Below are 18,106 nucleotides of genomic sequence, written 5' to 3' on the forward strand. Positions count from 1 at the left end.
GTCGAATAAACCTCGCGTAGTCGCCGGCCGGTGCTGCGGGAACACGAGCACCGGCCGACGGCGGACCCACAGCAGAGAACATGCCACTGCACGAAGGGGAAGCCATGACAGCGACGACCGACGGAAGCACCGGGGCCCTGCCGCCCCGCGCTGCCTCGGCCAGCGACATCCGGACCGAATCGACTCCCGCGGCGGCCGGGACAGCCGATATCCCAGACGCCGCCGCGCGCGCGATACAGCGCGCCACCGACTTCCTGCTCGCCACGCAGGACGCCGAGGGCTGGTGGAAGGGCGACCTCGAGACCAACGTCACGATGGACGCCGAAGACCTGCTGCTCCGTCAGTTCCTGGGCATCCACGACGAGAAGACCACGCACGCCGCCGCACTGTTCGTGCGCGGTGAGCAGCGCGAGGACGGCACCTGGGCCTCCTTCTACGGCGGACCGGGCGAACTCTCCACCACCATCGAGGCGTACGTCGCCCTGCGGCTGGCCGGTGACGCGCCGGACGATCCGCACATGGCGAAGGCGTCCGCGTGGATCCGTGCGCGGGGCGGCATCGCCGCGGCCCGGGTCTTCACCCGGATCTGGCTCGCCCTGTTCGGCTGGTGGAAGTGGGACGACCTACCCGAACTGCCCCCGGAGCTCATCTACTTCCCGAAGTGGGTGCCGCTCAACATCTACGACTTCGGCTGCTGGGCCCGGCAGACCATCGTGCCGCTCACCGTCGTCTCGGCGAAGCGCCCGGTACGGCCCGCGCCCTTCGCGCTGGACGAGCTGCACACCGATCACCGTGACCCCAACCCGGTCAAGCCCCTCGCCCCGGTGGCGAGTTGGGACGGGGCCTTCCAACGGCTCGACAGGGCCCTGCACGTCTACCGCAAGGTCGCCCCGCGCCGGCTCCGCAGAGCCGCGATGAACACCGCGGCCCGCTGGATCATCGAGCGTCAGGAGAACGACGGCTGCTGGGGTGGCATCCAGCCGCCCGCCGTGTACTCGATCATCGCCCTGCACCTGCTGGGCTACGACCTCGAACACCCGGTGATGCGCGAGGGGCTGGCGTCCCTCGACCGCTTCACCGTCTGGCGCGAGGACGGGGCCCGGATGATCGAGGCCTGCCAGTCACCGGTCTGGGACACCTGCCTCGCGACCATCGCGCTCGCCGACGCGGGCGTGCCCGCCGATCATCCGCAGCTGGTGAGGGCCGCGGACTGGATGCTCGGAGAGGAGATCGTCCGCCCCGGCGACTGGGCGGTCAAGCGGCCCGGACTCGCGCCCGGAGGCTGGGCGTTCGAGTTCCACAACGACAACTACCCGGACATCGACGACACCGCCGAGGTGGTCCTCGCACTGCGCCGCGTCAGGCACCACGACCCGGAGCGTGTGGAGAAGGCCATCGGGCGCGGGGTGCGCTGGAACCTCGGCATGCAGTCGAAGAACGGCGCGTGGGGCGCCTTCGACGTCGACAACACCAGCCCGTTCCCCAACCGGCTGCCGTTCTGCGACTTCGGCGAGGTCATCGACCCGCCGTCCGCCGACGTCACCGCGCACGTCGTGGAGATGCTCGCCGTCGAAGGGCTGGCCCACGACCCGCGCACCCGCCGCGGTATCGAGTGGCTGCTCGCCGAACAGGAGGCGAACGGCTCCTGGTTCGGCCGCTGGGGCGTCAACTACGTCTATGGGACAGGGTCGGTGGTGCCCGCGCTGATGGCCGCCGGGCTGCCCGCCGCGCATCCCGCGATCCGACGGGCGGTCGCCTGGCTGGAGACCGTGCAGAACGACGACGGCGGCTGGGGCGAGGACCTGCGCTCCTACCACGACGCCGCCGAGTGGAGCGGGCGGGGCGCGTCGACCGCGTCCCAGACCGGGTGGGCGCTGCTGGCGCTGCTCGCGGCCGGGGAGCGGGACTCCAAGGCCACCGAGCGTGGTGTCGCCTGGCTCGCGGAGACCCAGCTGGCGGACGGCTCCTGGGACGAGCCGTACTTCACCGGCACCGGGTTCCCGTGGGACTTCTCGATCAACTACCACCTCTACCGCCAGGTCTTCCCGCTCACCGCGCTCGGCCGGTACGTCAACGGCGAACCCTTCGCCGGTCCGCGCGGCCCGGCAGGCAGGGGGAGCGGATGACCGGCACACCGGCCGCCGCCCCGCTGCTGATCGCCTGCGCGCTCGGCATCGAGCACCTCGCCCTGCGCACCGGCGGCAGCCGCGGCGGTGCCGACGGCCCGGTCACCGTGCTGCGTACGGGCATGGGGCCCAAGGCCGCCGAGCGGGCGGTCGGCCGGGCCCTGGCCGGTCCCTCTCTGCGGGGTGCGGCCGTCCTGGCCACGGGCTTCTGTGCCGGGCTCGCCCCCGGTATGCACCCGGGAGACCTGGTCGTCGCCGAGGAGACCCGGGACCCACGCGGCACCACGCCGTGCGTGGGCGCCGACCTGCTGGTCGAGGAACTGATGCGTGCCGTGCCCGGGCGCACCGTCCACACGGGACCGCTCACCGGTTCCGATCACGTCGTGCGCGGCCAGGAACGGTCGGATCTGCTCGCGACCGGCGCGATCGCGGTCGACATGGAATCGGCGGCCACGCTGCACAGCGCCGTCCGCGCGGGCGTGCGCCCGGTTGCGGCCGTACGGGTGGTCGTGGACGCTCCAGAACATGAACTCGTCCGGATCGGCACGGTGCGCGGTGGAATATCAGCCTTCCGCGTTCTTCGTGCCGTTCTACCCGCTTTCTTCGAATGGCACCGTTCTTTGCTGCTCCCCAGGAGGTGAGCCAGATGGCCATGCCGCTCCGCCAGACCATCAAGGTCGCGACGTATCTCTTCGAACAGAAACTGCGCAAGCGGGAGAAGTTTCCGCTGATCGTCGAGCTTGAGCCGCTCTACGCCTGCAACTTGGCATGCGAGGGCTGCGGCAAGATCCAGCACCCGGCCGGGGTGCTCAAGCAGCGCATGCCGGTGGCCCAGGCCGTCGGGGCGGTGCTGGAGTCCGGGGCGCCGATGGTGTCCATCGCCGGCGGCGAGCCCCTGATGCACCCGAAGATCGACGAGATCGTACGGCAGCTGGTGGCCCGGAAGAAGTACGTCTTCCTGTGCACCAACGCCATGCTGATGCGCAAGAAGATGGACAAGTTCACGCCGTCCCCCTACTTCGCGTTCGCCGTGCACATCGACGGCCTGCGGGAGCGGCACGACGAGTCCGTCGCCAAGGAGGGGGTGTTCGACGAGGCCGTGGAGGCCATCAAGGAGGCCAAGAAGCGCGGCTTCCGGGTGACCACCAACTCGACCTTCTTCAATACCGACACCCCGCAGACGATCATCGAGGTGCTCGACTTCCTCAACGACGACCTCCAGGTCGACGAGATGATGATCTCGCCCGCCTACGCCTACGAGAAGGCGCCCGACCAGGAGCACTTCCTGGGCGTCGAGCAGACCCGTGAACTGTTCAGGAAGGCTTTCGGGGGCGGCAACCGGCGGCGCTGGCGGCTCAACCACTCCCCGCTCTTCCTGGACTTCCTGGAGGGCAAGGTCGACTTCCCGTGCACGGCGTGGGCGATCCCCAACTACTCGCTCTTCGGCTGGCAGAAGCCCTGCTACCTGATGAGCGACGGGTACGTCACGACGTACAGGGAGCTCGTCGAGGACACCGACTGGGACGCGTACGGCCGCGGCAAGGACCCGCGCTGCGCCAACTGCATGGCGCACTGCGGCTACGAGCCGACCGCGGTCCTGGCCACCATGGGTTCCCTCAAGGAGTCCCTGCGGGCCGCCCGCGAGACCGTTTCCGGAAACCGCGGGTGACGACGTGAGCGCCGTCTCCCTGGGCCTGCCCGAGGTGCCGGTCCGGCCGATCGCGGAGCGCCGTGTCTCGCGGCGGATCCAGGTCGGGCCGGTGGCGGTCGGTGGCGGGGCGCCCGTGTCGGTGCAGTCGATGACGACGACGCGTACGTCGGACATCGGCGCCACGCTGCAGCAGATCGCCGAACTCACCGCGTCCGGTTGCCAGATCGTCCGCGTCGCCTGCCCCACGCAGGACGACGCGGACGCGCTCGCCACCATCGCCCGCAAGTCGCAGCTCCCGGTGATCGCGGACATCCACTTCCAGCCGAAGTACGTGTTCGCCGCGATCGAGGCGGGCTGTGCGGCGGTCCGCGTGAACCCCGGCAACATCAAGCAGTTCGACGACAAGGTGAAGGAGATCGCACGGGCCGCGAAGGACCACGGCACGCCGATCCGGATCGGGGTCAACGCCGGCTCGCTCGACCAGCGGCTGATGAAGAAGTACGGCAAGGCGACGCCCGAGGCGCTGGTCGAGTCGGCGCTCTGGGAGGCCTCGCTCTTCGAGGAGCACGACTTCCGGGACATCAAGATCTCGGTCAAGCACAACGACCCGGTCGTGATGGTCAACGCCTACCGGCAACTGGCCGCCCAGTGCGACTACCCCCTGCACCTCGGCGTCACCGAGGCGGGGCCGGCCTTCCAGGGCACGATCAAGTCCGCGGTGGCGTTCGGCGCGCTGCTGAGCGAGGGCATCGGCGACACCATCCGGGTGTCCCTGAGCGCGCCGCCCGCCGAGGAGTGCAAGGTCGGCATGCAGATCCTGGAGTCCCTGGGACTGCGGCAGCGGCGGCTGGAGATCGTGTCGTGTCCGTCCTGCGGGCGCGCCCAGGTCGACGTCTACAAGCTCGCCGACGAGGTCACGGCCGGACTGGAGGGCATGGAAGTGCCCCTGCGGGTCGCGGTCATGGGCTGCGTCGTCAACGGGCCGGGCGAGGCGCGGGAGGCGGACCTGGGGGTCGCCTCCGGCAACGGCAAGGGGCAGATCTTCGTCAAGGGCGAGGTCATCCGGACGGTGCCCGAGTCGAAGATCGTGGAGACCCTCATCGACGAGGCGATGAAGATCGCCGCACAGATGGAGGCGGACGGCGTCGCGTCAGGCGAGCCGGAGGTCACGGTGCCGGGGCAGCCCTCCGTCACCGCGAGTCAGTAGCAGCACGGACCGAGAGGGGGCCCGAGCGTGACAATTCTGGAGAGCATCCGGGGACCACGCGACCTGAAGGCGCTGTCCGAGACGGAGATAGGTCAACTGGGCGACGAGATCCGGGAGTTCCTGGTGCACGCGGTCGCCAGGACCGGCGGTCATCTGGGGCCCAACCTGGGGGTGGTGGAACTGTCCATCGCGCTCCACCGGGTCTTCGAGTCGCCCGTCGACCGCATTCTGTGGGACACCGGCCACCAGAGCTACGTACACAAACTCCTGACGGGGCGTCAGGACTTCTCCAAGCTGCGGGGCAAGGGCGGCCTCTCCGGCTACCCGTCCCGTGCGGAGTCCGAGCACGACGTCATCGAGAACAGCCACGCGTCCACCGTGCTCGGCTGGGCCGACGGACTCGCCAAGGCCCGCCAGGTGCAGGGGGAGAAGGGGCACGTCGTCGCGGTCATCGGCGACGGCGCGCTCACCGGCGGCATGGCGTGGGAGGCGTTGAACAACATCGCCGCGGCCAAGGACCGGCCGCTGATCATCGTCGTCAACGACAACGAACGCTCGTACGCGCCGACCATCGGCGGTCTCGCGAACCACCTGGCGACGCTGCGGACAACCGACAGCTACGAGAAGGTGCTGGCCTGGGGCAAGGACGTCCTGCTGGGCATGCCCGTCGTCGGCGGCACCCTCTACGAGTCCCTGCACGGCGCGAAGAAGGGGTTCAAGGACGCGTTCGCGCCGCAGGGCATGTTCGAGGACCTGGGGCTGAAGTACGTCGGGCCGATCGACGGGCACGACGTGGGCGCGGTCGAGTCGGCGCTGCGGCGCGCGAAGCGCTTCCACGGGCCCGTACTCATCCACTGCCTGACGGAGAAGGGGCGTGGATACGAGCCGGCCGTCGCCCACGAGGAGGACCACTTCCACACCGTCGGCGTGATGGACCCGCTCACCTGCGAGCCGCTCGCGCCCTCCAACGGCCCCTCCTGGACCTCGGTGTTCGGCGACGAGATCGTCCGTATCGGAGAGGAACGCGCGGATGTCGTGGCGATCACCGCGGCCATGCTGCATCCGGTGGGCCTCGGGAAGTTCGCGGAGAGGTTCCCCGACCGGGTGTGGGACGTCGGTATCGCCGAGCAGCACGCCGCGGTGTCCGCGGCCGGGCTCGCGACGGGCGGACTGCATCCGGTCGTCGCGGTGTACGCGACCTTCCTCAACCGGGCCTTCGACCAGCTCCTCATGGATGTCGCGCTGCACCGCTGCGGGGTGACCTTCGTGCTGGACCGGGCGGGGGTCACGGGGGTCGACGGAGCGTCGCACAACGGCATGTGGGACCTGTCCGTCCTCCAGGTCGTGCCGGGGCTCCGGATCGCCGCGCCGCGTGACGCCGACCAGTTGCGCGCCCAACTGCGCGAGGCGGTCGCCGTGGACGACGCCCCCACGCTGATCCGCTTCCCCAAGGAGTCGGTGGGGCCCGCGGTGCCCGCGGTCGACCGAGTGGGCGGTGTGGACGTGCTGCACCGCGGTGAGCGGCCCGACGTCCTCCTCGTCGCCGTGGGAGTGATGGCCCCGGTGTGTCTGCGGGCGGCCGAACTCCTGGAGGCCCGGGGCATCGGCTGCACGGTGGTCGACCCGCGCTGGGTCAAGCCCGTGGACCCCGCGCTGCCCGGCCTCGCCGCCGGCCACCGCATGGTCGCCGTCGTCGAGGACAACAGCCGCGCCTCCGGAGTGGGCGCGGCGGTCGCGCTCGCCCTGGGTGACGCCGAAGTCGACGTGCCGATACGGCGGTTCGGCATCCCCGAGCAGTTCCTCGCGCACGCCAAGCGGGGCGAGGTGCTGGCCGACATCGGTCTGACGCCCGTCGAGATCGCGGGCCGGATCGGCGCGAGCCTGGCCACACGGGAGGCGCGCGCGGGGGCCACGGACGCCGAACCGGCGGTCACGGCGCGGACCCCCGGCGAGCAGGCCGCCGACAAACGCGTGCGGAAGGCGCAGGCCGGCGGGCAGCGCACTTCGAAGCGGCAGGCGGCCGGGAAACCGGTGGCCGGGAAACAGGCGCCCAAGGAGAAACACGAATGACCACCAGTGAGCCCCAGGAGTTCGACCTCGGCGGTCTTCTCGCCGAGCGCGGAGCCGAGCGCTACGAGCTGCATGCGAAGCACCTGAACCACCAACTGCCGCGCATGCTGCACACCATCGGCTTCGACAGGGTCTACGAGCGGGCCGAGGGCGCGTACTTCTGGGACGCGGACGGCAACGACTACCTGGACATGCTCGCCGGGTTCGGGGTGATGGGACTCGGCCGCCACCACCCGGTCGTCCGCAAGGCGCTGCACGACGTCCTCGACGCCCAGCTCGCCGACCTGACCCGCTTCGACTGCCAGCCGCTGCCCGGGCTGCTGGCGGAGAAGCTGCTCACGCACAGCCCGCACCTGGACCGGGTGTTCTTCGGCAACAGCGGTACGGAGGCCGTCGAGACCGCGCTGAAGTTCGCCCGGTACGCCACCGGCAGGCCGAGGGTCCTGTACTGCCCGCACGCCTTCCACGGCCTCACCACGGGGTCCCTGTCCGTGAACGGCGAGGACGGCTTCCGGGACGGCTTCGCCCCGCTGCTGCCCGACACGGCGGTCCCGCTCGGCGATCTCGACGCCCTGGCACGGGAGTTGAAGAAGGGTGACGTCGCCGCCCTGATCGTGGAGCCGATCCAGGGCAAGGGCGTCCACGAGTCCCCGCCGGGCTATCTGCGCGCCGCCCAGGAACTGCTGCACCGGCACAAGGCGCTGCTCATCGCCGACGAGGTGCAGACGGGGCTGGGCCGGACCGGCGACTTCTACGCCTACCAGCACGACGAGGGCGTCGAACCGGACCTGGTGTGCGTGGCCAAGGCACTGTCCGGCGGCTATGTGCCGGTCGGGGCCACCCTCGGCAAGGACTGGATCTTCAAGAAGGTCTACTCGTCCATGGACCGAGTCCTCGTGCACTCCGCGAGCTTCGGGTCCAACGCGCAGGCCATGGCGGCCGGCCTCGCCGTGCTGTCGGTCATGGAGAACGAGCAGATCGTGGCGAACGCCCGTGCCACGGGGGAGCAGCTGAAGTCCCGGCTCGCGGCGCTCGTCGACAAGTACGAGCTGCTGAGCGACGTACGCGGCCGTGGGCTGATGATCGGCATCGAGTTCGGCCGGCCGCGATCACTGAAGCTGCGCAGCCGGTGGACGATGCTGCAGGCCGCGCGCAAGGGGCTGTTCGCGCAGATGGTGGTCGTGCCGCTGCTGCAGCGGCACCGCATCCTCACCCAGGTCTCCGGCGACCATCTGGAGGTGATCAAGCTGATCCCGCCGCTGGTCTTCGGTGAACGGGACGTCGACCGGTTCCTGGACGCCTTCACCGCCGTGATGGACGACGCGCACAGCGGGGGCGGGCTCATGTGGGACTTCGGGAAGACGCTGGTCAAGCAGGCGGTTGCCAACAGGTAGACCCTGGCAGCGGTACCGGGGCCGTCGGCCGCGCGAGGGCGGGGCCGACGGGCTCCCGGGCGTCTTTTGCCTCTGAGGCAAGGAATTTGTCTCCGAGGCAAGCCTGCGGCTCAATGGACCACATGAACCCTGACAAGGGTACGAGCCCTTCCGAGCCGACGGCAGCCGGGGAGAAGCTGCCCGCCGTCGCCCCCCAGCTGCGGGCGCTGCGGCGCCGCGCGACGCTCACCCTGGAGTCCGCTGCCCGGGCCGCCGGGCTCTCGCCCGCCCACCTCTCCCGGCTGGAGACCGGGCAGCGCCAGCCCTCGCTGCCGATGCTGCTCGCCCTGGCCCGCATCTACGGCACCACCGTCTCGGACCTGCTCGGGGAGACGGTCACCGAGCGGGACGCCGTCGTGCGCTCCGCGGACATGGAGCCCACCCGGGCCGGCGGCTGGACGTACTGGCCGGCCGGTGCCGCCGGACGCGGCATGCAGTCCCTGCGCGTGCACGTGCCCCACGGGTCGCAGGGCGACATCGTGCGCGTCCACCCCGGTGAGGAGTGGCTGTACGTCCTCCAGGGGCGGCTGCGGCTGCGGCTCGCGGACACCACCCACATCCTCGAACCCGGCGACAGCGCTCACTTCGACTCACTGACCCCTCACCGGATCGCCGCCGAGGACCGGGACGGCGCCGACCTGCTCTTCGTACACACCCTGCTGCAGAGCCCGACGGCCGCCCTGTGCCTCGGACCGACGACGAACCGAGGAGAGGCCTGATGAAGGACATCGAGGAGAAGTTCCCGCGCGCGCTGTGGGTGCGGCTCATCATCTACGTGGCCGTCGGGCACGTCTTCGCCGCCTTCGTCTACCTGCTGTTCTCCCTCGGAGCCCAGGGGCAGTAGCGATCACCGGACCGGGGGCCCGGCCGGGTCAGTCGAGGAACCGGTTCCGCAGCCGCTCCCTGATCTCGGGCGTCACGCCGAGCGCCTGCTCCAGGTACGCGTCGGTGCTGCCCCAGGTCTCCTCGATCGTCTCGAAGGCCGCGGCCAGATACTCGGCACGTGCGTCGAAGAGCGGGCTGAGCAGCTCCATGACCTCGGGGGTGTACGCCGAGGCGGAGGAGCCGCTGCGGCTGACGCGGTAGCGGCGGTGCGCCGCGTTCGACTCCAGGTAGTCCGTCACGACGGCCTCGCGCTCGACACCCACGGCGAGGAGCGTCAAGGCGACGGAGAGGCCGGCCCGGTCCTTGCCCGCCGCGCAGTGCAGCAGGGCCGGGACGCTGTCCTCGGCCAGTGAGTGCAGCACCTGACGGAGCTCGCTCGTGCGCTCCTTGACGATCGTGCGGTAGGACCCGATCATGCGGTCCGCCCCCCTGCCGTCCGCGAGCAGCTGCCGCAGCTGGTCCAGGTCCCCGTCACGGACCATCGCCCAGAACTCGGCGCCGTCGGCGGGGTCCGTCAGCGGCAGGTTCACATTGCGCACCCCGGGCAGCTCGACGTCGGCGCCCTCCAGCTTCTGGTCCGCCGCATTGCGGAAGTCGAAGATCGTGTGCAGGTCCAGGGAGGCGAGGAACGCGGCGTCCGACGCCGTGGCGTGCGCGAGGTGGCCGCTGCGGAACAGTCGCCCGTACGCCACCCGCCGGCCGTCGACCGTCGGCAGGCCGCCCACGTCGCGGAAGTTGCGCACTCCAGCCAGCTCGGGCTCGGTCGACGGGACCTGCTGCGTCACGGGGACTCCTCCCATCCGCCGCCGACGCGGCTCGTCGGCGAGATGCGTGTCCGACGATACGACATTGGTTCGTAGGCCAATGAGTTGTCCACAGACGTTGCCGGAAAGGCACGCGGACCCTGATGATGTTGGGGCTTGAGCGTGCCTGTTCGAATATGTGAGGGCTTGATGGTAGAGATCGGCGCAGACGGCCGTACGTGGCTTCTTTCGGGACCCACGAGCAGCTACGGCCTGCGGCTCGGTGACGAGGACGAGCTGCTTCATCTGCACTGGGGCCCGCGGATCGGGCTCGCCGACGCGGAGGCGCTCGCCGCGGGCCCCGGACCGGAGTACTGGCCCTTCGAGGCCACCCTCGACGGCCATGAGGAGTACCCGGTCGAGGGCGGCCCCCGTTTCGTCCGGCCCGCGCTCTCCGTGCGTACGCAGGACCGGCGCGGCACCGAGTGGCGGTTCGAGGGGCACGAGACCGGCGGGGTCGAGGGCGACGAGCTGCGGCTGCGGTTCTCCGACTGCGGACTCGGCATCACGCTGCACTACCGGATGCGTGCCGGGACCGACGTCGTCGAGCGGTGGGTGACCCTCGCCAACGAGGGACCCGCGCTGGAGGTGCTGCGCGCCGACTCCGCCACCTGGACGCTCCCGCAGCAGGACGGGTGGCGGCTGTCCCAGCTGCACGGCCGGTGGGCGGCCGAGTCCCGGCTGGTGCGCTCCGAGCTCACCTACGGCGAGAAGGTCATCGGCAGCCGGCGGGGGCACACCGGGCATCAGCACCTGCCGTGGGTCGCGCTGGACGCGGACGGCACGGCGACCGAGGAGCTGGGCGAGGTCTACGGATGCGCGCTCGCCTGGTCGGGGACGTGGCGGATCGCGGTGGCCCAGCTGCCGGACGCGCGCGTGCAGATCACCGGCGGGGCCGGATACGACGACTCCGGCCTGCTGCGGCTGGAGCCGGGGGAGAGCTTCGTCACGCCGGTCTTCGCGGGGCTGTGGAGCGACGGCGGCTTCGGCGGGGCGAGCCGCGCCTGGCATGCCTACCAGCGGGCCCATGTGATCCCGGACGCGGACCAGGACCGGCCGGTGCTCTACAACTCCTGGGAGGCCACCGAGTTCGACATCTCCGAGGAGCAGCAGGGGGCCCTCGCGCGGCGGGCCGCCGCGATGGGGGTCGAGCTGTTCGTGGTCGACGACGGCTGGTTCGGGACGCGCACCAGCGACCGGGCCGGGCTCGGCGACTGGACGCCCAACCCGGACCGCTTCCCGGCCGGCCTCAAGCCCCTCGCCGACGAGGTGCACGCGCTCGGGATGCGCTTCGGGATCTGGGTCGAGCCGGAGATGGTCAACCCGGACAGTGAGCTGTACCGCGCGCACCCGGACTGGGTGCAGTTCCACCCGGGACGAAAGAGGACGGAACTGCGCAATCAGCTCGTCCTGAACCTCGCCCGCGAGGATGTCCAGGAGTACCTGTGGGAGCAGCTCGACACGTTGCTGTCCAGCGCCCCGATCGAGTACGTGAAGTGGGACTTCAACCGCTGCTTCACCGATGCCGGATGGCCCGGCGAGGCGTACCCGCAGCGCCTCTGGGTGGATCATGTGCACGCCCTCTACGGCCTGTTGGACCGGTTGCGGGCGGCCCATCCGGGGGTGGCCTTCGAGTCCTGCTCGGGCGGCGGCGGCCGGATCGACCTCGGGATCATGGCGCGTACGGACCAGGTGTGGACCTCGGACAACACGGACCCCCTCGACCGGCTGGCCATCCAGCACGGCTTCAGCCAGGTGCATCCCGCGCGGGCCATGGCCGCCTGGGTCACCGACAGTCCGAACACGCAGCTCAACGGTCGTGTCAGCTCGTTGCGCTTCCGGTTCGTGAGCGCGATGGCCGGGGTGCTCGGGGTCGGTGGCGACCTCACGCGGTGGAGCGACGACGAGCTGGCCGAGGCGCGGGGCTGGGTGGAGCTCTACAAGGAGATCCGGCCCGTCGTGCAGGGCGGTGACCTGCACCGGCTGCGGGCGCCGCAGGGCGGCATGAGTGCGGTCCAGTACGTCCGTGACGGCGAGACCGTCGTCCTCGCGTGGCTCCAGGCGCAGCACTACGGCGAGCCCGTCCCGCCGGTGCGCCTGCGGGGCCTCGACCCGGCGGCTTCGTACGAATGCCTCGAAACGGGCGAAGTCCACCGAGGTGCGGTGCTGTTGCATCACGGGTTGCGGACGGGGCTGCGTGGTGACCTTGATGCGGCAGTTATCCGGCTGCGTCGCAAGTGACTGTTGTGTCCGCATTGGAGCCTTAGTTCCAACTCGCTCTGGAATAAAGGCTCCTGGAGCGGTTCCCCGTGAGCAGCGTCATATTCGTGACGTTCCGCTGTCGCCATGTTCACGCAATGCACGTGTGCTTTCAGGGGTTTAACGGACGGGTGAGGTCCCGTACTGACTCAGGGTGACCGTCATTTCGGGCACGGATCAAGAGAACGGGGCACACAGGAAACCCCCAAGGTTGTTTCCGCGTCTTCATGTCGCTTACGTTCACCTCCAATCCGGACGGACGCCCAATCCTGCCACCGCCCGGAATCCGCTCACTCACCCGTACATGGCAGGAGCGGGGGACCCACAGGTACAACGCCTGTTCCGGTCTCCGGAACGGCTAGGGGTTAAGTCGTGCGCAAGCACGGCCGGGCATCTCCAGCTCGCACCCGACAGCTCACCTCGCAGGCGCCGGAGAGGAATTCGCCATGCCCGCGAAGGGTAAGCACCGCCGTCCCAAGTCCCAGCGTTTCTCCCGCTCCATCGCCGCCGCCGGCACCGGGGGCGCCGCACTCGCCATCCCGCTGTTCGGAGCCGCCGGAGCGCACGCCGCGACCCCGCAGTCCGCCGCCGAGTCCGTCTCGAGCGCCTCGGACATCGCAAGCAAGGCCGCGGATTCCGCGCCGGCCGCCGACCGGAAGGCCGAGACCAAGAAGGTCGCGACCAAGACGTACGCCGTGCGTGCGGGCGACTCCCTTTCGAAGATCGCCGACACGCAGGACGTCGGCGGCGGCTGGAAGAAGCTGTACGAGGACAACCGCAAGGCGATAGGCGGCGACCCGGCGCTCATCCACCCGGGCCTGAAGCTCACGCTCGGCGGGAAGGCCGCGGCCGCCACCCCCAGCGCGGACGCACCCGCCTCCAAGACCAAGACCACCCAGTCCGCCGCCAAGAAGCAGGCGGCGCCCAAGGCGGCGGCACCCAAGGCGGCCACCACCTCCGGCTTCGCGATGCCGGTCGCGGGCGCCACGGTCGGTACCCCGTACAAGATGTCGGGCAGCATGTGGTCCAGCGGCTACCACACCGGTGTCGACTTCGTGGTTCCCACCGGCACCTCGCTCAAGGCCGTCGGCGCGGGCACGGTCGTCTCCGCCGGATGGGGCGGCGCGTACGGCAACCAGGTCGTCCTCAGGCTCGACGACGGCCGCTACGCCCAGTACGCCCACCTGTCCTCCCTCTCCGTCTCGGCCGGGCAGACCGTGACCGGGGGCCAGCAGGTCGGCCTCTCCGGCGCGACGGGCAACGTGACCGGCCCGCACCTGCACTTCGAGATCCGCACCACCCCGGACTACGGCTCGGACGTGGACCCGCTGGCGTACCTGCGCGCCAAGGGCGTCTCGGTCTGACGCCCGGCCCGCCTCCGCGGGCCCGTACCGCCCGGCTCGTCTCCGAAGGCCGGACCCTGTGATCCCCGGGGTCCGGCCTTCGGTGTGCCCGGCTTCCGGGGTCGGCTTGTTGCGGTCCTGTGGCGTGGCCGAGCGACCTCTCGACAAGGGCGTACCGGTGCGGACACAGTGATCTCCGCAAACGCTTTCTGCGACCGCGACGCCCGAAGGAGCCGCCATGACGACCACCCGCAGAGCGTTCGGGGCCCTGGCCGCGGGCGCCGGGCTCGCGGCGCTCGCCCCCGGAGGGCCGGCGAGTGCGTCGTCCCGCCACCGCCCGGGCCGGCTCATCGCCCGCGACGACTTCCGGCACGGTCTCTCCCAGTGGGCGACCGAGCTCCAGGACGGCGGCACGGTCACCGCCGCGCGGGGCGTCCTGAACATCGACGTGCCGAGCGGTGCGACGGTCTGGTTCAGGCGCGCTCTGCGAGGGCCGTACGTCATCGGGTACACCGCCACGGCGATCTCCGCGGGCGGGGCCAACGACCGGGTCTCGGACCTCAACAACTTCTGGAACGCCACCGACGCACGCTCACCCGACGACCTCTTCGCCACGCCCCGGGGCGGCGCGCTCGCCGAGTACGACCACCTCAGGACGTACTACGCCGGGTACGGCGCGAACGGCAACACCACGACCAGGCTGCGTCGCTACGTGGGCGAGGCGGGCGTACGGCCGCTGATCCTCGACTACACGGAACCCCTGCTCACGGCGAACCGGCCCAACAGGGTCCGGATCGTCTCGGACGGCTCGACGGTCCAGTGGTGGAACAACGGGCGGCTCGTCTTCGACCACGACGACCCGGAGCCGTACACGCGAGGGCACTTCGCCTTCCGGACCGTGTGGAGTCACTTCGCGATCACGGACTTCCGGGTCAGCGAGCTGCGGCAACACCCCTGATCCGTCCCCGTATTCCGGGATTGACCAACACTTGACGAGTGGCCTATCTCACCGCCCGTCAACCCTTTCCTACGGTCGCGTAGCTCACACGCGAAGGTGAATCATGGGCCGATGTGGCAGACGATTCGAAGAATGACAACAGATCAGTGATCGGGTCGTACGTGGCGGTGGGGGACAGCTTCACCGAGGGCGTCGGCGACCCCGGCCCGGACGGCTCCTTCGTGGGCTGGGCCGACCGGTTCGCGGTACTTCTCGCGGACCGGCGGCCCGAGGGCGAGTTCGACTACACCAACCTCGCGGTCCGCGGGAAACTGCTCGACCAGATCGTCGAGCACCAGCTGCGGCGGGCCAAGGAGCTCGCGCCGGACATGGTCTCCTTCTGTGCGGGAGGCAACGACATCATCCGGCCCGGCACCGACCCCGACGAGGTCGCGGAGCGCTTCGAACGCGCTGTCGCGGACCTCACGTCGGCCGTCGGCACGGTCCTCGTGACGACCGGCTTCGACACCCGTGACGTACCCGTACTCAGGCACATGCGCGGCAAGATCGCCACGTACAACCTCCATATCCGGGCCATCGCCGACCGGTACGGCTGTCCCGTGCTCGACCTGTGGTCCCTCAGGACCATCCAGGACCGGCGGGCCTGGGACGGCGACCGGCTCCACCTGTCGCCCGAGGGGCACACCAGGGTCGCCCTGCGCGCCGGTCAGGTCCTCGGCCTGGAGGTGCCCGCGGACCCGGACCAGCCGTGGCCGACGCTGCCGCCGCGCGGCACGCTGGAGATGCGGCGGGACAACATCCAGTGGGCACGCGAGTACCTCGTGCCGTGGATCGGCCGGCGGCTGCGCGGGGAGTCCTCCGGCGACCATGTGGTGGCGAAGGGAAGTCTGTCGCCGGGCGACATCAAGTTGTGGATCGAAGCGGTCGCCTGAAGGCCCGGAGGGCTGTGGGAACGGCGAGCACGGCGAGGGCTGCGCGGCCTCAGGGGTCGGGGAGCCCTTCGGCGGGCTCCCGGACACGGCAGAACGGGGCGGGGGCGAACCGGACACGACGGGTCGGCGGGTCGATGGGTCGGTGGCTCGCAGGTCCGAGGGTGCCCCGGGCCTCCCGGTCGATGGTGCGGGGCGGCCCCGGCCGCCCCTCGCCCTCCCGCGCGCCGACCGCCTTTTGCGCGGGGTCTGTCGTCCGCCCGCGCGCCCGCGTTACGTCGTCTCAGGCGCCCGGTGTCGTCAACGCCGCGCGCTCCAGGCCCAGTTCGCGGGCCAGTGCCTCGTCCACCCACTGCTGGGTCCGGGTACGGGAGACCGCGCCCGAGTACGCCGTCATCTGGACGGCGAGCCCGTCCAGCAGGGCGGTGAGGCGCAGCGCCGTGCCCGTCGGGTCCGGGCAGTGGAACTCGCCCGCCGCCACGCCCTCCGCGATCACCTCGGCGAGCGCGGCCTTCCACTGCCGGTCCAGATCACGGGTGACGTCCCGCAGGGCGGGCTCGCGCAGCGCCACCGCCCAGCCCTCGATCCACAGGCGCCACCCCTTGGCCTGCCCGGTCGGCGCGTACCAGCGGACGGCGGCCCGCAGCCGCCGCAGCGCCGTCGTCCGGCGCCCGAGCAGCTTGCGCAGATGGGCGAGGTCGTCCTCGGCCGCGTACGTGAACGCGGCGGCGACCAGCTTCTCCTTCGTCGAGAAGTGATAGAGCACCAGCGCGTTGCTCACCCCGAGCGCGGTCGCCACGTCGGCGATCCGCACCGCGGACACACCGCGTGCCTCGATCTGCTGGATGGCGGCCCGCAGTAACTCCTCACGCCGCGCCGCCACGCTCAACCGGACTCTTGCCACCGGGCAACCCTATTGCGTGGCCGGGGGCCGCGCCGTCGGAGGGTCGGATACCGGCCGCGTCCGGACCGTCACCGGTACCAGCCGAACCGCTCGGCGATCACCGGGAGCCGGTCCGCGACGATCGCGTGCGCGGCCGCCCGCGGTGTCGTCCCGTCGGCCTCCGCGCGGGCGAGGGTCCGGTCGATCAGAGCACGCATCGAACGCCGTGTGTACGCGAACGCCTCGTCCGCGTCGGCCCCGATGTCACCGAAGAGCGTCCACCACCACCAGGCGTTGGTCCCGGAGTTGACCACGACGTCCGGCAGCACGGTGACCCCCCGCGCGGCGAGCAGTTCCTCCGCCTCGGGCAGGACGGGCATGTTGGCCGCCTCGACGATCCAACGCGCCGTGATCCGGCTCTGGTTGGCCGCGTCGACGCAGTACGAGACCGCCGCCGGCACCAGCACGTCGGCCTCCGCCGACAGCCAGGCCTCGCCGGGCAGTTCACGGTCGGCGGGACGCAGGGCCGAGCGGTCGACGGTGCCGTACGTGTCACGGGCGGCGAGCAGCGCGTCCACGTCCAGCCCGTCGGGGTTGGCGATCGTGCCCTTCACGTCGGCGACCGCCACGACGCTCAGTCCCGCGCGCGCAAGGAACCGTGCCGTGGCCCCGCCCATCGTGCCGAACCCCTGCACGGCGACCCGCGTCCCCGCGTACGGGACCCCGGCCCGGTCCAGCGCCGCGAGCGCCGACTCGGCCACGCCGCAGCCGCCGACCAGCTCGTCCAGCCCGATGCCGTCCAGCTCGACCGCGAACGCGTCCGCCAGCCTCCGCCGGGCCGCGTCCTCGTCGTCGAGCAGCGGATACACGGCCTGGACGGACGACACGAGTCCCGCCTCCACGGCGGCCCGGTCGACCAGGTCCTGGGTCAGGCCGAGGTCCTCCCCGGTGGTCCAGTGATTCTCGATGTAGGGGCGCATGGCCCGCAGATAGCGCACGAGCAGCCCGTACGCCTCCGGGTCCTGCGGGTCGCAGTCGATCCCGCCCTTGGCGCCGCCCAGCGGGACATAGCGTCCGTCGGGGTTGTAGTGCAGGGCCTCCTTCATGGTCATTCCCCGGGCCAGCGCCGCGACCTCCTCCAGCGTGCATCCCGCCCGCATGCGCAGACCGCCGCTGGAGACACCGCGCACCAGCCGGTCCACGACCAGGTGACCCTGTCGGCCGGTGACGTGGTCGGTCCAGGTGAGCGACATCAGGGGAACGCTGTCCGGGGCGGTCACGGGTCTCCTCGGGAACAGGAAGGGGCGTCGGAGCGTTTGACCGACGTGGAACCGGGCGCACCAGTGTCCCGGTGCCGGCCCGGCAACTCGCTACTGAATGATCGGTCAGTATCGAAAGCGCCGGGCGCCTCTGTCAACGCGCTGCACGGCTCGTCGGCGCGGGTGACGTCGTCCGCGGATGTCTTTTGCCGTGCCCGGCGCGGACACCGCACCGTCGCCCGCCCGACCCGGCGCTGTCGGAGACGGCGACCATAATGGAAATCCAGACCGATCCACCTG

General features: G+C 70.9%; 15 protein-coding genes and 1 riboswitch. Of the genes, 12 read left to right on the top strand and 3 right to left on the bottom strand.

Annotation, left to right across the window (positions count from 1 at the left end; all coding sequences use genetic code 11):
- Positions 1-104 precede the first annotated feature (104 nt).
- The 8 genes from shc to KUF83_RS33115 all read left to right on the top strand — a co-directional run bounded on the left by shc (position 105) and on the right by KUF83_RS33115 (position 9,331).
- A complete protein-coding gene (shc, locus tag KUF83_RS33080) occupies positions 105-2,126 on the top strand; it encodes a squalene--hopene cyclase (RefSeq protein WP_217458704.1) in 2,022 nt (673 codons plus the stop codon).
- Positions 2,123-2,767: a 1-hydroxy-2-methyl-2-butenyl 4-diphosphate reductase gene (locus KUF83_RS33085; RefSeq protein ID WP_217458705.1), complete on the top strand. Its 645-nt coding sequence runs from the start codon at positions 2,123-2,125 to the stop codon at positions 2,765-2,767. The genes shc and KUF83_RS33085 overlap by 4 nt, the downstream gene beginning before the upstream one ends.
- A gap of 5 nt (positions 2,768-2,772) precedes the next feature.
- Positions 2,773-3,795 (top strand): adenosyl-hopene transferase HpnH, encoded by a 1,023-nt coding sequence (gene hpnH / locus KUF83_RS33090; RefSeq protein WP_217458706.1) that lies wholly within the window; start codon positions 2,773-2,775, stop codon positions 3,793-3,795.
- A gap of 4 nt (positions 3,796-3,799) precedes the next feature.
- Positions 3,800-4,984: a flavodoxin-dependent (E)-4-hydroxy-3-methylbut-2-enyl-diphosphate synthase gene (ispG, locus tag KUF83_RS33095; RefSeq protein WP_217458707.1), complete on the top strand. Its 1,185-nt coding sequence runs from the start codon at positions 3,800-3,802 to the stop codon at positions 4,982-4,984.
- 27 nt (positions 4,985-5,011) lie between these two features.
- Positions 5,012-7,054, top strand: a complete 2,043-nt coding sequence (gene dxs, locus KUF83_RS33100) for a 1-deoxy-D-xylulose-5-phosphate synthase (RefSeq protein ID WP_217458708.1) — start codon at positions 5,012-5,014, stop codon at positions 7,052-7,054.
- Positions 7,051-8,448, top strand: coding sequence for an aspartate aminotransferase family protein (locus KUF83_RS33105; protein ID WP_217458709.1), 1,398 nt, complete (start codon positions 7,051-7,053; stop codon positions 8,446-8,448). Before dxs ends, KUF83_RS33105 begins: the two co-directional genes overlap by 4 nt.
- A gap of 122 nt (positions 8,449-8,570) precedes the next feature.
- The gene (locus tag KUF83_RS33110) at positions 8,571-9,206 is read left to right on the top strand and encodes a helix-turn-helix domain-containing protein (protein ID WP_217458710.1); all 636 of its coding nucleotides are present in this window, start codon (positions 8,571-8,573) and stop codon (positions 9,204-9,206) included.
- Positions 9,206-9,331 (top strand): DUF6126 family protein, encoded by a 126-nt coding sequence (locus KUF83_RS33115; protein WP_217458711.1) that lies wholly within the window; start codon positions 9,206-9,208, stop codon positions 9,329-9,331. The genes KUF83_RS33110 and KUF83_RS33115 overlap by 1 nt, the downstream gene beginning before the upstream one ends.
- Before the next feature lie 28 nt (positions 9,332-9,359).
- On the opposite strand, the gene KUF83_RS33120 is transcribed toward KUF83_RS33115, so the two are convergent.
- Positions 9,360-10,157 (bottom strand): tyrosine-protein phosphatase, encoded by a 798-nt coding sequence (locus tag KUF83_RS33120; protein ID WP_217458712.1) that lies wholly within the window; start codon positions 10,155-10,157, stop codon positions 9,360-9,362.
- 168 nt (positions 10,158-10,325) lie between these two features.
- Between KUF83_RS33120 and KUF83_RS33125 the strand changes: the two genes are divergently transcribed.
- The 4 genes from KUF83_RS33125 to KUF83_RS33140 all read left to right on the top strand — a co-directional run bounded on the left by KUF83_RS33125 (position 10,326) and on the right by KUF83_RS33140 (position 15,667).
- A complete protein-coding gene (locus KUF83_RS33125; RefSeq protein WP_217458844.1) occupies positions 10,326-12,416 on the top strand; it encodes an alpha-galactosidase in 2,091 nt (696 codons plus the stop codon).
- A gap of 295 nt (positions 12,417-12,711) precedes the next feature.
- Positions 12,712-12,876: riboswitch (cyclic di-AMP (ydaO/yuaA leader) on the top strand.
- A gap of 4 nt (positions 12,877-12,880) precedes the next feature.
- Entirely contained in the window at positions 12,881-13,798 is a 918-nt protein-coding gene (locus KUF83_RS33130) for a LysM peptidoglycan-binding domain-containing M23 family metallopeptidase (RefSeq protein WP_217458713.1), read from the top strand.
- A 217-nt stretch (positions 13,799-14,015) separates the two neighbouring features.
- Complete coding sequence (locus tag KUF83_RS33135) at positions 14,016-14,735, top strand: DUF6250 domain-containing protein (RefSeq protein ID WP_217458714.1); 720 nt, start codon at positions 14,016-14,018, stop codon at positions 14,733-14,735.
- Between the two features lie 146 nt (positions 14,736-14,881).
- Complete coding sequence (locus KUF83_RS33140; protein ID WP_217458845.1) at positions 14,882-15,667, top strand: SGNH/GDSL hydrolase family protein; 786 nt, start codon at positions 14,882-14,884, stop codon at positions 15,665-15,667.
- 280 nt (positions 15,668-15,947) lie between these two features.
- Here KUF83_RS33140 and KUF83_RS33145 read toward each other — a convergent pair whose 3' ends face one another.
- A complete protein-coding gene (locus KUF83_RS33145) occupies positions 15,948-16,568 on the bottom strand; it encodes a TetR/AcrR family transcriptional regulator (RefSeq protein ID WP_217458715.1) in 621 nt (206 codons plus the stop codon).
- A gap of 68 nt (positions 16,569-16,636) precedes the next feature.
- A complete protein-coding gene (locus tag KUF83_RS33150; protein WP_217458846.1) occupies positions 16,637-17,800 on the bottom strand; it encodes a glutamate dehydrogenase in 1,164 nt (387 codons plus the stop codon).
- Positions 17,801-18,106: the final 306 nt, after the last annotated feature.

Origin of the sequence: Streptomyces sp. BV286, assembly GCF_019090165.1 — a bacterium.
In the GTDB taxonomy this organism is placed as follows: Bacteria; Actinomycetota; Actinomycetes; order Streptomycetales; family Streptomycetaceae; genus Streptomyces.

What these genes read in the sequence shown, in the direction of transcription:
- shc (WP_217458704.1), top strand. Translation starts at nt 105, where the DNA reads ATGACAGCGACGACCGACGGAAGCACCGGGGCCCTGCCGCCCCGCGCT.
- KUF83_RS33085 (WP_217458705.1), top strand. Translation starts at nt 2,123, where the DNA reads ATGACCGGCACACCGGCCGCCGCCCCGCTGCTGATCGCCTGCGCGCTC.
- hpnH (WP_217458706.1), top strand. Translation starts at nt 2,773, where the DNA reads ATGGCCATGCCGCTCCGCCAGACCATCAAGGTCGCGACGTATCTCTTC.
- KUF83_RS33105 (WP_217458709.1), top strand. Translation starts at nt 7,051, where the DNA reads ATGACCACCAGTGAGCCCCAGGAGTTCGACCTCGGCGGTCTTCTCGCC.
- KUF83_RS33110 (WP_217458710.1), top strand. Translation starts at nt 8,571, where the DNA reads ATGAACCCTGACAAGGGTACGAGCCCTTCCGAGCCGACGGCAGCCGGG.
- KUF83_RS33115 (WP_217458711.1), top strand. Translation starts at nt 9,206, where the DNA reads ATGAAGGACATCGAGGAGAAGTTCCCGCGCGCGCTGTGGGTGCGGCTC.
- KUF83_RS33125 (WP_217458844.1), top strand. Translation starts at nt 10,326, where the DNA reads ATGGTAGAGATCGGCGCAGACGGCCGTACGTGGCTTCTTTCGGGACCC.
- KUF83_RS33130 (WP_217458713.1), top strand. Translation starts at nt 12,881, where the DNA reads ATGCCCGCGAAGGGTAAGCACCGCCGTCCCAAGTCCCAGCGTTTCTCC.
- KUF83_RS33135 (WP_217458714.1), top strand. Translation starts at nt 14,016, where the DNA reads ATGACGACCACCCGCAGAGCGTTCGGGGCCCTGGCCGCGGGCGCCGGG.
- KUF83_RS33150 (WP_217458846.1), bottom strand. Translation starts at nt 17,800, where the DNA reads ATGTCGCTCACCTGGACCGACCACGTCACCGGCCGACAGGGTCACCTG.